The 16137-nt window shown below is 69.4% G+C and carries 13 protein-coding genes; 7 read left to right on the forward strand and 6 right to left on the reverse strand.

Translation table 11 applies throughout. From position 1 onward, the window contains the following. Nucleotides 1-182 precede the first annotated feature (182 nt). Nucleotides 183-575, reverse strand: coding sequence for a PaaI family thioesterase (locus FHR32_RS28655; RefSeq protein ID WP_184757883.1), 393 nt, complete (start codon nt 573-575; stop codon nt 183-185). Between the two features lie 98 nt (nt 576-673). Here FHR32_RS28655 and polA point away from each other — a divergent pair, with 98 nt between their 5' ends. The 6 genes from polA (at nt 674) to FHR32_RS28685 (ending at nt 8626) form a co-directional block, all read left to right on the forward strand. Further along, a complete protein-coding gene (gene polA, locus FHR32_RS28660) occupies nt 674-3364 on the forward strand; it encodes a DNA polymerase I (RefSeq protein ID WP_184757613.1) in 2691 nt (896 codons plus the stop codon). A gap of 106 nt (nt 3365-3470) precedes the next feature. Beyond that, nucleotides 3471-4550 carry a polysaccharide deacetylase family protein gene (locus FHR32_RS28665; protein ID WP_184757614.1) on the forward strand — a complete coding sequence of 360 codons (1080 nt, stop codon included), beginning with the start codon at nt 3471-3473 and terminating at the stop codon, nt 4548-4550. A gap of 214 nt (nt 4551-4764) precedes the next feature. Further along, the gene (gene rpsA / locus FHR32_RS28670; RefSeq protein ID WP_184757615.1) at nt 4765-6267 is read left to right on the forward strand and encodes a 30S ribosomal protein S1; all 1503 of its coding nucleotides are present in this window, start codon (nt 4765-4767) and stop codon (nt 6265-6267) included. Nucleotides 6268-6357: 90 nt separating this feature from the next. Further along, nucleotides 6358-6819 (forward strand): GNAT family N-acetyltransferase, encoded by a 462-nt coding sequence (locus tag FHR32_RS28675; RefSeq protein WP_184757616.1) that lies wholly within the window; start codon nt 6358-6360, stop codon nt 6817-6819. 166 nt (nt 6820-6985) lie between these two features. Continuing rightward, nucleotides 6986-7582: a dephospho-CoA kinase gene (gene coaE / locus FHR32_RS28680; RefSeq protein ID WP_184757617.1), complete on the forward strand. Its 597-nt coding sequence runs from the start codon at nt 6986-6988 to the stop codon at nt 7580-7582. A 159-nt stretch (nt 7583-7741) separates the two neighbouring features. Continuing rightward, nucleotides 7742-8626, forward strand: a complete 885-nt coding sequence (locus FHR32_RS28685) for an SLC13 family permease (protein WP_312882741.1) — start codon at nt 7742-7744, stop codon at nt 8624-8626. On the opposite strand, the gene FHR32_RS28690 is transcribed toward FHR32_RS28685, so the two are convergent. From FHR32_RS28690 to FHR32_RS28710, 5 genes are all read right to left on the reverse strand, one after another. Beyond that, on the reverse strand, nt 8616-9230 hold the full coding sequence (locus FHR32_RS28690; protein WP_312882742.1) for an inositol monophosphatase family protein: 615 nt from the start codon (nt 9228-9230) through the stop codon (nt 8616-8618). The genes FHR32_RS28685 and FHR32_RS28690 overlap by 11 nt on opposite strands. 321 nt (nt 9231-9551) lie before the next feature. After that, nucleotides 9552-9965, reverse strand: a complete 414-nt coding sequence (locus FHR32_RS28695) for a hypothetical protein (protein ID WP_184757618.1) — start codon at nt 9963-9965, stop codon at nt 9552-9554. A gap of 153 nt (nt 9966-10118) precedes the next feature. After that, on the reverse strand, nt 10119-10892 hold the full coding sequence (locus FHR32_RS28700) for a sporulation protein (RefSeq protein WP_184757619.1): 774 nt from the start codon (nt 10890-10892) through the stop codon (nt 10119-10121). A gap of 27 nt (nt 10893-10919) precedes the next feature. Then, nucleotides 10920-12167 (reverse strand): SPFH domain-containing protein, encoded by a 1248-nt coding sequence (locus FHR32_RS28705; RefSeq protein WP_184757620.1) that lies wholly within the window; start codon nt 12165-12167, stop codon nt 10920-10922. 1 nt (nt 12168) lies between these two features. After that, a complete protein-coding gene (locus FHR32_RS28710; RefSeq protein ID WP_246467460.1) occupies nt 12169-13803 on the reverse strand; it encodes an SPFH domain-containing protein in 1635 nt (544 codons plus the stop codon). 172 nt (nt 13804-13975) lie between these two features. Here FHR32_RS28710 and uvrB point away from each other — a divergent pair, with 172 nt between their 5' ends. Continuing rightward, nucleotides 13976-16087, forward strand: a complete 2112-nt coding sequence (gene uvrB / locus FHR32_RS28715) for an excinuclease ABC subunit UvrB (protein WP_312882743.1) — start codon at nt 13976-13978, stop codon at nt 16085-16087. Nucleotides 16088-16137: the final 50 nt, after the last annotated feature.

Below are 16137 nucleotides of genomic sequence, written 5' to 3' on the forward strand. Positions count from 1 at the left end.
CGCCCGCGTGGCGCGGGCCGTCGCCGTACGAGCCCGGGGGAGGCCTTTGGCACCGTACAGAGCTTCCCCGACCCTGTGCGTTTTCTACTCGGCCTCCCCGCGGGCACCGCTGTCACCCACCGTAGCCGTTCATGCGGCAAGAGTGGAGAAAGGGGGCGGTCATATCGCGGGCGAGTCGTGGATCAGTGGTCACGCAGCATGCAGGTGAGGCGCGAGGTGCACACCCGGCGGCCCTGCTCGTCGGTGATCTCGATGTCGTAGGTGGCCAGCGTGCGGCCGCCGTGGATCCGGGTCGCCACGCCGGTGACGTACCCGGAGGTGGCCGAGCGGTGGTGGGTGGCGTTGATCTCGATGCCCACGGCGATGCGCCCGGGCCCCGCGTGGATGGCCGCGCCGGTCGAGCCGAGGGTCTCGGCGAGCACGCACGAGGCGCCGCCGTGCAGCAGGCCGTAGGGCTGGACGTTGCCCTCCACCGGCATCCGGCCCACCACGCGCTCGGGGGTGGCCTCGGTGATCTCGATCCCCATGCGCTCGACAAGGGTGTTCCGGTGGGAGGCGCCGAGCTGTTCCTCCATGCGGCGGGTGACGTCGTCGGGGTCGGTCATGGTCAAGGGGATGTCTCCTGTCGCGCTCGGCCAGGTTTTCTGTCGCAGGGGCAGACTAGGCTTTCCCTGTGCCGAAGAACGAAGCGACCCCCACTCGTCCGTGTCTCCTGCTGCTGGATGGGCATTCACTGGCCTACCGGGCCTTCTACGCCCTGCCGGAGGAGAATTTCTCCACGACCACGGGTCAGACGACGAACGCGGTCTACGGGTTCACCTCGATGCTGGTCAACGTGCTCCGCGACGAGCGGCCCACGCATGTGGCGGTCTGCTTCGACCGGTCGGAGCCGACGTTCCGGCACGAGGAGTACGCCGAGTACAAGGCGAACCGGAGCGCGAGCCCCGACAGCTTCCGCAGCCAGATGAGCTTGATCCACGAGATGCTCGACGCGTTGCGCGTCCCGCACCTGTCGCTGTCGGGTTACGAGGCAGACGACCTGATCGCCACCCTCGCCACCCGGGCCGCGGCGCAGGACATGAACGTGCTGGTCGTCACCGGCGACCGTGACGCGCTGCAGCTGGTCGACGAGCACATCACGGTGCTGATGACCCGGGTCGGGATCAGCAACATGACCAGGTTCACCCCCGAGGCGGTGCTGGAGAAGTACGAGCTGACCCCGGTCCAGTATCCCGACTTCGCGGCCATCCGCGGCGACTCCAGCGACAACCTCAAGAACATCCCCGGTGTGGGGGAGAAGACCGCGGCCAAGTGGATCCGCGAGTTCGGCTCGCTGGAGGAGCTGGTCAACCGGATCGACGAGGTCAAGGGCAAGGTCGGCGACAAGCTCCGCGACCACCTCGACCAGGTGCTGATGAACCGCCGCCTCACCCAGCTCATGCGCGACGTCCCGCTGGAGCACGAGGTCTCCCGCCTGACGGTCGGCCAGGCCGACCGCGACGAGGTCAACAAGATCCTCGACACGCTGGAGTTCCGGGGAGAGATCCGCGACCGGCTGTTCAAGACGCTCGGCGCCGCCGAGCCCGAGGCGGAGGAGGGCTTCGAGGTCGAGGCCGTCGTGCTCGGCCCCGGCGAGGTCGCCGGATGGCTGGAGGCGCTGCCGCAGGGCCGGGCCGGGCTCGCCTTCAAGGGCGCCTACGGCAGCGGCACCGGGCGGATCGACAGCCTCGCGATCGCCGTGCCCGGCGGTCGCGCCGCCTTCGTCGACCCCACCACGCTGACCGAGGCCGACGAGGCGGCCCTGCGCGCCTGGCTCGGCGACCCCGCGCGCCCCAAGGCCGTGCACGACGCCAAGGGGCCGATGCTGGCGCTGTGGGCGCAGGGGATGGACCTGCGCGGCCTGACGTGCGACACGGCGCTGGCGGCCTACCTGGCGATGCCGGGGCAGAAGACGTTCCCGCTGGAGGACCTCGTACGGACCTACCTCCAGCGTGAGCTGCGCAGCGAGGCCGACGCCGGCGGCCAGGCCAGCCTCTTCGACGACGTCGACGCCGACGCCGCCCATGAGCTGGGGCTGCGGGCCCTGGCCGTCTGCGAGCTGGCCGAGGCGCTGGAGGCGTTCCTGGAGCCGCGGGACGGCACCCGCCTGATGCGCGAGGTGGAGCTGCCGCTGGTGACCGTGCTGGCCGAGCTGGAGCGGGCCGGCATCGCCGCCGACCGGGATTACTTCAGCGGTCTGGAGGCCGAGTTCGGCGGCGCGGTCAAGCAGGCCGTCGAGGCGGCGCACGCGGCCGTGGGGGAGCAGTTCAACCTGGGCTCGCCCAAGCAGCTGCAGGAGATCCTCTTCGTCCGCCTGAACCTGCCCAAGACCAAGAAGACCAAGACGGGCTACACCACCGACGCCGACGCGCTGGCCTGGCTGGCCGCCCAGACCGAGCACGAGCTGCCGACCATCATGCTGCGCCACCGCGACCAGGCCAAGCTGAAGGTCACGGTCGAGGGTCTGATCAAGGAGATCGCCGACGACGGGCGGATCCACACCACCTACAACCAGATCATCGCGGCCACCGGGCGGATCAGCTCGGAGAAGCCCAACCTGCAGAACATCCCGATCCGCACCGTCGAGGGCCGCCGGATCCGGCAGGGCTTCACGGTCGGGGCCGGATACGAGACCCTGCTGACCGCCGACTACAGCCAGATCGAGCTGCGGATCATGGCGCACCTGTCGGGTGACGAGTCGCTGATCGCGTCTTTCGAGTCCGGGCACGACTTCCACAAGGCCACCGCCGCGAGGGTCTTCGACATCGAGCCCGAGCAGGTGACGGGGGAGCTGCGGGCCAAGATCAAGGCCATGAACTACGGCCTGGCGTACGGCCTGTCGGACTTCGGGCTGTCGGCGCAGCTCAACATCCCGGTGCCGGAGGCGAGGGCGCTCAAGGAGGAATACTTCGAGGAGTTCGGCGGTGTCCGCGACTTCCTCAACGCGATCGTCGCCCAGGCCAGGCACGACGGCTACACCGAGACCATCATGGGCCGCCGCCGCTATCTGCCCGACCTCAACAGCGACAACCGCCAGCGCCGCGAGATGGCCGAGCGGATGGCGCTCAACGCGCCGATCCAGGGCTCGGCGGCCGACATCATCAAGGTCGCCATGCTCAATGTGCAGAACGCCCTGAAGGAGGCGTCCCTGCGCTCCCGGATGCTGCTCCAGGTCCACGACGAGCTGGTGTTCGAGGTGGCGCCGGGAGAGCTGGAGACCTTGCGTGAGCTGGTCACAGACCAGATGAACGCCGCCTACGCGCTGCGCGTCCCGCTGGAGGTCTCCGTAGGCGTCGGCCGGACCTGGGAGGACGCCGGTCACTGACGGGGCGCCCGACCTGTCCGAGTCTGTTCTAGGGTGGTGAGACAGCCGATCCCTCGACAGACCCGGGAGTTCCGTGCGGAGTCCAGCCCCCCTCACGCTGATCATCATGATGGCCAACACCCTGGTGGTGGCCGCCGCGGTGGTGGTGCTCATCACGCTCCCCACGGAGGCCGCCCCGCGGGCCGCGCCCCTGGCCGGCGCGGTGACGGGCACCCCCACCCCCACCCCGAGCCCGTCGCCGGAGCCCGACCTGCCCTCGGCGGATCTTCCACCGCCGATCCGGACGACTCCGGAGTTCGCCCGGCAGGTGAAGGCCAACGAGGCGGGCACGGTCCCGGTGCTGATGTACCACCGGATCATGAAGAAGCGGCTGGCCTCCATCGACCGCACGCCCTCCCAGGTGCGCCAGGAGATGGAGAAGCTGGCCAAGGACGGTTACGTGCCGATCACCGCGCGGGAGTTCGTCACCGGAAAGATCGACATCCCGGCGGGTAAGCACCCGGTCGTGCTGACCTTCGACGACGGGCACGCGAGCCATTTCGCGCTGGACGGCAACGGCATGCCGGCCAAGGACACCGCGGTCGGGATCATCTACCAGGTCGCGAAGAAGCATCCGGGGTTCCGGCCCGTCGCCACCTTCTGGGTCAACCGCGAGCCGTTCGGCCTGCGCGACCGGCGGGACCAGACGCGGGCCGTGCAGTGGCTGACCTCCCGCGGCTTCGAGGTGGCCAACCACACCTGGACCCATGCCAACCTGCCGAGCCTGTCGAAGAAGAAGGTCGCCGAGCAGATCGTCCGGACCGAGCGGCTGCTCGACAAGCTCGGCGCCGGTCCCTCCGACACCTTCGCGCTGCCGTTCGGCGCGATGCCGCGCAAGCGGTCCACGGCGCAGTCTGGGAAGTGGGACGGGAGCCGCTACGCGTTCAAGGGGGTCTTCCTGGCCGGCGCGCAGCCGTCGGAGTCGCCTTTCGTCAAGGACTTCGACTGGCGGGCCATCCAGCGGATCCAGAGCAACGGCAAGAAGGGCGAGTGCCGCAAATGGTGCTCGCAGTACTGGCTGGAGTGGCTGAAAAAGCACCCCGACCGGCTCTACACGGCGGACGGCGACCCCGATCGCGTGTCCGTGCCGGAGAAGCTCCGGGGTATCATCACCTCCAAGTGGAGGCGTCAGGTCAATGCCTACTAACGTCGGCTGACTTTCTGTTTACGGCGTGTCGTGTCTTCGGATTGACCAGACTCGTCTGGTCTCATATGCTGATCGCTGCGCTGTGGGCTCGCGCGTGTCTCGGACGGAGTGGGCTCGCGCTCGTCATGCCGATGGATTCCTTCGGCTGAACGATAAGAGGCCTGCCGCGTGTTCGCCACATCGACATCTGTCCGCGTTCGGAGCAATTCCACACATGACGAGCAGCACTGAGGCCACCTCGAGCACCCCGCAGGTAGCGGTCAACGACATCGGTTCCGAGGAAGACTTCCTCGCAGCGATCGATCTGACCATCAAGTACTTCAACGACGGCGACATCGTCGAGGGCACCGTCGTCAAGGTCGATCGAGATGAAGTTTTGCTCGACATCGGCTACAAGACCGAGGGTGTCATCCCCTCGCGTGAGCTCTCGATCAAGCACGATGTCGATCCCGCGGACGTCGTCGAGGTTGGCGAGCACGTCGAGGCCCTGGTTCTCCAGAAGGAGGACAAGGAAGGGCGTCTGATCCTGTCCAAGAAGCGCGCTCAGTACGAGCGGGCCTGGGGCACGATCGAGAAGATCAAGGACGAGGACGGCATCGTCACCGGTACCGTCATCGAGGTCGTCAAGGGTGGTCTCATCCTCGACATCGGCCTCCGTGGCTTCCTTCCGGCGTCCCTGGTCGAGATGCGCCGCGTCCGCGACCTCCAGCCGTACGTCGGCCGTGAGCTCGAGGCGAAGATCATAGAGCTGGACAAGAACCGCAACAACGTGGTTCTCTCCCGCCGCGCCTGGCTTGAGCAGACCCAGTCCGAGGTGCGTCAGACGTTCCTCAACACCCTGCAGAAGGGTCAGGTCCGCAAGGGCGTCGTCTCCTCGATCGTCAACTTCGGTGCGTTCGTGGACCTGGGCGGCGTCGACGGTCTGGTTCACGTCTCCGAGCTCTCCTGGAAGCACATCGACCACCCCTCCGAGGTTGTCGAGGTCGGCCAGGAGGTCACCGTCGAGGTTCTCGACGTCGACATGGAGCGCGAGCGGGTCTCCCTGTCGCTCAAGGCGACGCAGGAGGACCCCTGGCAGCAGTTCGCCCGCACCCACCAGATCGGTCAGGTCGTTCCGGGCCGCGTCACCAAGCTGGTGCCGTTCGGTGCGTTCGTCCGCGTCGAGGAGGGCATCGAGGGCCTGGTCCACATCTCCGAGCTGGCCGAGCGCCACGTCGAGATCCCCGAGCAGGTCGTCCAGGTCGGCGAAGAGATCTTCGTCAAGATCATAGACATTGACCTGGAGCGTCGCCGGATCTCGCTGTCGCTCAAGCAGGCGAACGAGAGCGCGGCCGGTGCCGACATCGAGTTCGACCCCACGCTGTACGGCATGGCGGCGACCTACGACGACCAGGGCAACTACATCTACCCCGAGGGCTTCGACTCCGAGACGAGCGAGTGGCTCGAGGGCTTCGAGAAGCAGCGTGACGAGTGGGAGCGGCAGTACGCCGAGGCCCAGACCCGTTTCGAGGCTCACAAGAAGCAGGTGGAGGAGGCCCGCAAGGCCGAGGCCGAGGCGGGCGAGGCCGCTCCCACGTCCTACTCCGGTGAGACCCCGGCCTCCGGCGCTTCGAGCTCCAGCTCCAGCAGCAGCTCTTCGGCTCCGGCGGCGGGTGCCCTCGCCTCCGACGAGGCTCTCGCGGCTCTGCGCGAGAAGCTCGCGGGCGGCCAGAGCTGACGCAGGTGAAGCAGTAGGGGTCTGAGGACCCCGACGGGAAGGGCCCCGCTCCGGCGGGGCCCTTTTCCGTGTCTCCGCTAGGGTTGGGCCGTGACCGTGATCGAATGGGCCGAGCCCGAGGACGCAGGCGAGATCCTGACCGTGCAGCGGGCCGCGTACGTCACCGAGGCCCAGCTCTACGGCGATCCGTTCATCGCGCCGCTGGTGGAGTCCGCCGAGCAGGTCCGCAAGGCCGTCGAGACCGCGACGGTGCTCGTGGCCCGTGAGGGCGGGCGGATCGTCGGCGCGGTCCGCGGCCGGATGTCGGATGCGACCTGCCTGGTCGGCCGGCTGGTGGTGGCGCCGGACGCGCAGGGCAGGGGGATCGGTGGCGCCCTGCTGGCCGCCCTGCACGAGGAGGTGGCCGCCGCGCTGGCGTTCGACCTGTTCACCGGGCACCTGTCCGAGGGCAACCTGCGCCTCTACCGCCGCCACGGTTACCGCGAGACGCGCCGGGAGCGGATGAGCGACCACCTGACCCTGGTCCACATGCGCCGCGACCTCCAGCCATGACCGCAAAGAACCACCCATCATCGTCCCATTTGGCTTTTGCGGTGGTGCGGCGGTGCGGTGGTGCGGTGGTTCGGTGCTCCGGGGGACCGGCGTCGCCACGGGCGCCCACTCCCCGGCCGTGAAGGCCGGCGCTCCGGGGCGGGCCGCACCACGTATGCTGCGGATCATGCTGAAGGTGGGACTTACCGGCGGGATCGGGTCGGGAAAGAGCGAGGTGTCACGGCGGCTGGCGTCCAGGGGAGCCGTTGTCATCGACGCCGACAAGATCGCCCGCGAGGTGGTCGAGCCCGGGACCAGCGGGCTGGCGCGCATCACCGGGGTGTTCGGGGACGAGGTGCTGTACGAGGACGGGTCGCTCAACCGGGAGAGGCTCGGCTCGATCGTCTTCGCCGACTCCGAGAAACTGGCCTCGCTCAACGCCATCGTGCACCCGCTGGTCGGGGCCCGGGTCGCCGAGCTGCAGGAGGAGGCCGACGGCGACGCGATCGTGGTCTACGACGTGCCGCTGCTGGCGGAGAACGACCTCGCCCCGATGTACGACGTCGTGGTCGTCGTGGACGCCGCCGACGACGTCCGGCTCGCCCGGCTGGTCGAGCTGCGCGGCATGAGCGAGCAGGACGCCAGAGCCCGGCTCGCGGCCCAGGCGACCCGCGAGGACCGGCTGAAGGTCGCCGACCTCGTGGTGCCGAACGAGGGAGCGCTGGAGGAGCTGGACGCCCGGGTGGACGAGCTCTGGGCCGAGCTGTCGGCCCGTGCCGGTTAGGTGAGACGGCCACCGGCCCATGACCTGCCCCGAGCCGTCGCCGTCTGCCCCCGGCGGCTCCTCCGCCGTCGGCTCCGCACCGAGCGGGGTGGCCTCCTCCGCGGGCACCCGGCGAGCCTGGCTGAGACTGGTCCGCAGCTCGGTCCGCCAGAGGTTGTAGTGGGGGCTGTCCCGGGCGAACGCGACGGCGGGGAAGCGCGGGCCGAGCTGGAGCGGATCGCGCCCATCCTGCTGTTCCTCGGCGCCGTGATCGTGCTCGCGGAGCTGGTCAAGGAGGCCCAGGTCTTCGACGTGATCGCCACCCGGCTGGCGGTGGTCGGCCGGGGAAACTACGCCGCGCTCTTCCTGCTGTGCACGGCCTTCGCGTCGCTGGTCACCATGGTCTTCCTCTGGACGCTCTTCTGGCGGCGCGGCCGGCGCGGCGCCGACCGTTACGAGCCGCCGTCCCCGGTGCCGGTCGCCGACCCGCTGCTGTTCCGGACGGCCGCCACGGTGTGCGCGCTGTTCATCGCCGCGCTCCTGCTGGGACTGCCGATCCAGGCGGCCGCCCTGGTCTCGGCGGTGCTGATGATCGCCGCCTTCGCCTGGCGTGACAGGTCCAAACTCACCTTCGCACTGTTCCCCTGGCAGCTTCTCGTCTTCGTCACCGGCCTGTTCCTGGTGGTGCCCACCCTGAGCCGGTACGGCCTGGCCGGCCTGATGGGCGCCCTGGCCGGGACCGGCGGCGACGGCGGCGGGGCCTACCGGGCGGCGGCCGTGGGGGCCGGGCTGTCCAACCTGATCAACAACCTGCCCGCCTACACCGCGGTGGAGAAGGTCATCCCGGTGGACAACCAGGAGCAGCTGCTGGCCCTGTTCACCGGTACCGACATCGGGCCGGTGATCACCCCGTGGGCCTCGCTCGCCACCCTGCTGTGGTTCGAGTGGTGCCGCCGCCGAGGCGTGCGCGTGCCGCCGCTCACCTTCGTGCTGGCCGGAGCGGGGCTGGCCGTGGTGGGCGTGACCGCGACCGTGGGCGTGGGCGTGCTGCTGCTCACCGGCTGACCCGGACCGCCTCCAGCAGGTCGTCCTGGAGCCCGGCCCGGCTCGCGACGAAGTCACGCCCGCCTCCGGTCAGCGGGGCGCAGTCGAAGGGGGTGCCGTCGAAGCGGCTGACCACCGCCCCGGCCTCCTGCGCGATCAGCAGCCCGCCCGGCAGGTCGACGATGCCGGTCTGGTAGCCGATGATCCCGTCGATGTCGCCCCGGGCGAGCATCACCCAGGCCAGCAGCGGGGCACAGAGCCGCAGCACCCGGCGGGCGCGTGTGTCCGGCTCCGCCTTCAGCGCGCAGGCCACGTCGTCGCCGCGCCGTACGCCGTAGCCCTGGATCCAGGCCAGCACGGGACCGCTGCCGGTAGGCCGGTAGGGTGGGGCGGTCAGCGGGCCGTCCGGGCCGAGCGACCCCCGCCCCCGGACGGCCGACCACGTCCTGCCGGTCACCGGTTCGTGGACGACTCCCAGTTCGGGCCGTCCGTTCCGGCACAGGGCCAGGCCCACGGAGTACAGGGGCAGGCCGATCGCGAGGTTGTTCGTGCCGTCGAGCGGGTCGATGACCCAGGTCCACTCCGATCCCGGCTCGCCCAGCTCGCCCGCCTCCTCGGCGATCACCGCGGCCCGGGAAGGCGGTCAGCACCCGTTCCAGCAGCAGCTTCTCCGCGGCCAGGTCCAGATCGGTGACCACGTCGCCGTCACCGCCCTTGGGGTTGACCTCGATCATCCCCCGGATGCCCGCGAGGATGGTGCCGAAGGCCTCCTTGCGGGTGCGCTCGGGCGTCCAGACCTCTCCCGTGCCGTCCGGCTCCTGCGACATCGACCGGCGGAAGCGGGCGTAGGCCTCGCAGACCCGTTCGTTGCCCGGATCGATGATCTCCAGCCGCATCAGCAGCGCGCGCCGCTCCCGGCGGGCGGCCGCGACACACTCGGGCAGCGTCACCGCGCGCAGGTAGGTGCCGTGCCGCCCTTGAAGATCCAGCGATCGGTGTCGGCGCGCGCCTCCGCGTGGGCCCCGGCGATCTCCTCGGGGCCGTTGAGCACGTTCACGATCGACAGGTCCTGCAGCGCCCGACCGGCCCCGGAGACCACGTTCTCCAGCCGTTCCGGCCGTTCCGGCAGCGTCACGGCCCTGGCGAAGCTCTCTCGCATCGCCTTCTCGGCCGGCTCCTGGCGCCAGCGGTCCCGCAGGATGGCGGTGGTGAGCAGCGCCAGCACCAGCAGGGTGCCGGACTCGATCACCTGGTCACGCAGGGCCTTGTCGATCGTGTCGTCCAGCAGGCCGACGACACCGACTCCCACGGCGAGCAGCAGCGCGACGAAACCGTCGATGTTCTTGCCGAACCGCGCCATCCGCCCCATGTATACGCCCCGCCCGTCCGGCTGCCGATCAGCCCCGCCGTCATGGTAGATCGAGAACCGGGCCGCACTCCAGGGCCGGGACGGACGTCCGCCTCCGCCTCCGCGGAGTCCGCAGGCGGTCGTCCGGCAGCTCCCGGGGGAGGATCAGAACCAGCCGCGCCTCTGGGCCATGGCGTGCAGGCCGGCACGGAGGGACTGTTCCACCTGGCCCGGGTGGTCGTCGTAGCGGACCGTGAACCGGTTGTAGGTGTCGTGGCTGGAGGTCAGGAAACCGCCGCGCTTGTCGGCCTCCAGGATGACGTCCATCGCCTGCGGGCCGGCGATGAAGGTCAGCTCCAGCTCGTTGAAGTGCCGGGCGTACTCGTGGCCGGCGTAGTACTCGATCTCCTGGAAGAACGGCATCCGCGAGCCGCGCAGGGTGCCGCGCTCCAGGTCGGCCTTCTTGAAGCGGAAGCCCGCGCCGTCCAGCGCGGCGAGCACGTGGTCCTGGGCGGGCAGCGGGTTGACGAAGAGCGGGTCGAGGTCGCCCTTGTCCATCGCCCCGGCCAGGGCCAGCTCGGTGGAGACACCCAGCTGCATGCCGCGCAGCGGATGGCCGCCGACGGCGCTGATCGGGGTCTCCCACGGCACGGGGATCTCGAAGGGAGCCGCCTGCGGGGCGCCCGCGGAGAGGTGGAACGGGCCGGTGATCTGCTGGCGCAGGAAACTGTAGGTCGACCGGTACTCGTTGTCTCCGCTCTCGACCTCGACCACCGCGGTGAAGTCGATGAAGATGCCCTCGACCTTGTAGTCGGAGCCGCCGCCGCGGAAGTTGACCTGTCCCCGCAGGACCTCGCCGGGGCGGACGCTGGAGTTTTGCAGGACCGTGTCGACCTCGACGCCCGCGCCGAACGCGGCCATCAGCTTACGGAACACCATTGGGGCACTCCCAGGGGGTAGAAGGTTTCAGTTGGGTTCAACGGGTGGCTTGATCTGGCCGTTCCCGCGGCCGAGCTGCGGCAGGATCTGGGCCAGGAGCATGGTCGACAGCGCGGAGGACTCACCGGAGGCGCCGTCGGTGCGCACGACGATGGGGCGCGGGGCGTTCTCGGCGAGCCGAGCCCCCACGTCCAGGCGGCGCCGGGCCAGCTCGTACTGGAGCACGGCGCGGTTGTCGCGGTAGGAGTCGGCCAGCCGGCGCAGCCCCTTGGCCTCGTTCTCCGCGGAGGTGAGCTCGGCCCGTCCCTTGGCCTCGATCTCCCAGCGCACCCGCTGCGCCTCGGTCTCGTGCTCCTCAAGCATGCGGGCGACGTCCTTGCGCGCGGTGTTGGCGGCGGCCCGCACCTCGACGATGCGGGCGTCCCGCGTCTTCTTGGCGCGCTCGATCTCCATCAGCAGGGTGTCGATCCGCCGCTTGCGGGTGAGCTCCCACTCCCGTTCGAAGGCCGACAACTCCTTGGCCACCTTCTCGCGGGTGGCCAGATGCTGCTGGTACTGGTCGGGAAGCTGCACGTCGGGGATGTTGGCGCCGGTGATCCGCACGCCGTACCGGCCGAGCTGGCGGGTCAGAAGCTCCTGCATGTCGCCCACGTCGGACCCGCGCAGGTCGTAGGCGCGTTCGGTGTGCACGCGGCGGCTGCGCTGGCGGATGGCGTCCTGTACGGCGCTGCTGAGCACCAGGTCGAAGTTGCCCGCGCCGATCGTCCGGACGAAGGCGACCGGGTCGACGATGCGGAACTTCAGGAAGAACTCGATCGACTTCAGCGGCACGTTCTCCGCGGTCGGGCAGGCGACGATCGGAGCGGAGTAGGGGATCTCGGTGGAGGTGTCCACCACCGCGTCCACCCGGTCCCACGGCAGCCACAGGTAGTGACGGCCCGGGGGCAGGGTGCCCGTGATCGCGCCCCACCGGCTGCGCACGCCGGTGGTGCCCTCCTCGATCTCGATGATCGCCCGGCGCCACAGCCAGACCAGCGCCGCGAGCAGGGACAGCACCGCGCCGACCGCGGCGAGGGCGGAGAACACCCCGCCGGCCAGCAGCGCCGTACCGGCCAGGTAGAGGGCGAGGAACAGCAGCGTCACCCAGGCGAAGCCGCGGCGGTCCTTGGGGATGACCACCGGGACGAGCTGGCCGGACTCGCCGCCGCGCAGCAGCTGGCGGATCTCCGACCAGGAGGCCAGGGATTCCTTGATCTTGGAGAACTCTCTGCTCACCTCAGACCTCTTCTTCCTGTACGGCGGGCGTCATGGTCTGCGGAGCTCTGTCCGCGTCGGGTACCACGGCCTCGGGGGCCGGGTTGCCCGCGGCGGGCACCCCGGTCTCGGGGACCGGGTTGAGCAGGGCGCCGATCTCCGCGTCGCGTCCCTCGACCCGCTTGCCGATCTCGGTGATCCGTCCCCTGATGGCGGCCATGTCCGCCTCGGAGAAGAGCTGCGCCTCCCGGCTGCCGACCAGCTGCCTGGCCAGGGCGAGCAGGTCGATGTCGACGGACTCGCCGATCTGCACCAGGTGGGGCAGGTGGGAGGCCACCGCCTCCAGCTTGTCGAGCAGGTCCTGCTGGAAGCGGTAGTCCAGGATCTCCGGGGCCTCGGCGGCGCTGAGCGCGCGGATGTCCAGTGCCTGCGCCTCCAGCAGGGCCGCGTTGGCCTTGGCGGTGGACTCCGCCTCCACCAGCCGCTGGCCTCCCTGGGCCTTCGCCTGGTGGGACGCGCGTTCCAACGCGGTGTCCATCCGGGCCTGGTATCCGGCGATCTCGGCGTGGATGGCCGAGAGCTGCTCCTGCAGCCCGGCGAGCTCCTTGACCAGGTCGCCCTCGTTCTGCTCCTTGCGCAGCTGGAGCTCGTACTCGTAGGTGTAGGCCTCCTTGGCGACCCTGATCATCTCCGGGGCGGCCAGGTCCATCCGATATTCCTGGCTGGACGGCTCGGCGTGGGTGATGTTCACGTCGGTGAGCCGTACGGCGGGCAGGAACTGCTGGTTGAGGCTGTCCAGCATGCCCAGGGTGCTCTCGCCGACCAGGTCGTAGATGTCCTCGGCGCGCTGGGCGTAGATGAGGGAGCGGGTGACCTCGCTGATGGCGTTCTGCAGCTTGGCCTGGAAACCGCCGACCGAGCCGAGGACGAAGATGAACTCGGCGGGGTCCTCGATCCGGAACTGCAGGAACAGGTCCACGCTGGCCTTGACGCCCTGCTGGGTCGGGGCCTCGCGGATGGGCGCGTTGAAGGGATACTCACGGGTGGTGTTGACGATGTAGCTGACCCGCTTCCACGGGTTGAACAGCGTCACCCGGCCCGGCTCGGCGATCTGCACGAGCTTGCCGAACTTGGTGATCAGGGCCTTGCAGCCCTCGGGCACCATGACCACGCTCCGCCGCCACCACAGGAAAGCGGCGGCCAGCACCAGCACGGCCCAGTAGTGCGGTCCGAACAGCACCCGCGCACCGGGGATGAGACCGGTGGCGGCCAGCCCGACCAGGCCGAGCGCCGCCAGCACGACCAGGGGGATGACCACCCGGGCCGTGGTGCCCTTGGGTATCACCACCGGCGAGATCACGTGGGCCGCCTCGCCGTCCGGGCCGTTGCCGGTGAAGCTGCGGTTGACGATCTCACCGGCCTCGTTCAGCGACGCGGTGCGGGCCTCGATGACCGTGCTCACGGACGCGCCCTGCTCGCGGGCGGCAAGGAAGTCTGTCGGGTTGAGCGCGAACCCCTTCTCGCCGGCGGTCTGACCCATGACCTGGCCTGCCACCTGCCCTGCGAACTGGCTCGCCACCTGTCGTGGGTCGCCTCCCTGCCCTATCGCCTGTGCGGCGGCCATCGCCGTCCGCATCGCCTCTCTTGGCCGGGACATCAAACCTCCGGGATAGATATGTATCGAAAGCCCGATATATCACGCTTCGTAGGCGAGGGCATCCGGGACAGTAAAGAACACCCGGCTTGCGGATCGCTTGCCACCCGATTAAAACGAGAGCCAGGCTCCGGGCCAGGGAGGAATGTCGGTGGCTCCGCCTACAGTGGGTGGAGTGAGGCCGGTAACTGATTTGCAGCGCAAGGTGGCCCCCTTCGAGGTCGTCACCGACATGATCCCTTCGGGCGACCAGCCCGCCGCGATCGCCGAGCTCGAGCGGCGTGTGAAGGCGGGTGACGCGGACAACGTCCTGCTGGGCGCCACGGGCACGGGCAAGACCGCCACGGTCGCCTGGCTGATCGAGCGATTGCAGCGACCGACCCTGGTCATCCAGCCCAACAAGACGCTCGCCGCGCAGTTCGCCAACGAGCTGCGCGAGATGATGCCCAACAACGCGGTCGAATACTTCGTCTCCTACTACGACTACTACCAGCCCGAGGCGTACGTCCCGCAGAGCGACACCTACATCGAGAAGGACTCGTCGGTCAACGACGAGGTCGAGCGGCTGCGCCACTCGGCGACCAACTCGCTGCTGACCCGCCGCGACACGATCGTGGTGGCGTCGGTGTCGTGCATCTACGGCCTGGGCACCCCCCAGGAATACGTCGACCGCATGACCCGGCTCAAGGTCGGCCAGGAGATCGAGCGCGACAGACTGCTGCGCCGGCTGGTCGACATGCAGTACACCCGCAACGACCTGGCCTTCACCCGGGGCACCTTCCGGGTGCGCGGCGACACGATCGAGATCATTCCCAAGTACGAAGAGCTCGCCGTGCGCATCGAGATGTTCGGCGACGAGATCGAGAAGCTCTCCACCATGCACCCGCTGACCGGCGAGGTGATCACGGAGGACAACGAGCTCTACATCTTCCCCGCCTCCCACTACGTCGCGGGCACCGAGCGGATGGAGAAGGCCGTCCGGGGCATCGAGGCCGAGCTGGCCCAGACCCTGGAGACGATGGAGCGGCAGGGCAAGCTCCTGGAGGCCCAGCGGCTGAGGATGCGCACCACCTACGACCTGGAGATGATGCGCCAGATCGGCACCTGTTCCGGCATCGAGAACTACTCGCGCCACATGGACGACCGCGAGCCGGGCAGCGCGCCCAACACCCTGCTCGACTACTTCCCCGAGGACTTCCTGCTCGTCCTGGACGAGTCGCACCAGACCGTGCCGCAGATCGGCGCGATGTACGAAGGCGACGCCTCCCGCAAGCGCACGCTCGTCGAGCACGGCTTCCGCCTGCCGTCGGCGATGGACAACCGCCCGCTCAAGTGGGAGGAGTTCCTGGAGCGGATCGGCCAGACCGTCTACCTGTCGGCCACCCCGGGCACCTACGAGCTGGGCCGTTCCAAGGGCGACGTGGTGGAGCAGGTCATCCGGCCGACCGGCCTGGTCGACCCCGAGGTGATCGTCAAGCCCACGAAGTCCCAGATCGACGACCTGGTCCACGAGATCAGGACCCGGACCGAGAAGGACGAGCGGGTCCTGGTCACCACGTTGACCAAGAAGATGTCCGAGGACCTCACCGACTACCTCCTGGAGCTCGGCATCCGGGTCCGCTACCTGCACAGCGAGGTCGACACCCTGCGCCGCATCGAGCTTCTCCGGGAGCTGCGGATGGGCGAGTTCGACGTCCTGGTCGGCATCAACCTGCTCCGCGAGGGCCTGGACCTGCCCGAGGTCTCGCTGGTGGCCATCCTCGACGCCGACAAGGAGGGCTTCCTGCGCTCGGAGACCTCGCTGATCCAGACCATCGGCCGCGCGGCCCGCAACGTCTCCGGTCAGGTGCACATGTACGCCGACCGGGTCACCGCCTCCATGGAGCGGGCGATCGAGGAGACCAACCGGCGCCGTGCCAAGCAGACGGCCTACAACGAGGCCAACGGCATCGACCCGCAGCCGCTTCGCAAGAAGATCGCCGACATCCTCGACTCGCTCAACCGCGAGGACGCCGACACCGCCCAGCTCCTCGGCGGCAGCGGCCGCCAGCAGTCGCGCGGCAAAGCCCCGGTCCCCGGCTTCGCGGTCAAGCAGGTCGGCCAGCATGCCAAGGCGATCGCGGGGGAGATGCCCCGTGCACAGCTGGAGGCGCTGGTCGAGTCGCTCACCGACCAGATGCACCAGGCGGCCACCGACCTGCAGTTCGAGGTGGCCGCCCGGCTCCGCGACGAGATCAAGGAGCTCAAGCGCGAGGTCCGCGACATGCGCGAGGCCGGAGTCTCCTGACAGGGGCGAAGTCCCCGGGACGGGCCCGCGTCGGCCGCGGCCCTGAGACG

This window comes from Streptosporangium album, from assembly GCF_014203795.1.
Classification (GTDB): Bacteria; Actinomycetota; Actinomycetes; order Streptosporangiales; family Streptosporangiaceae; genus Streptosporangium; species Streptosporangium album.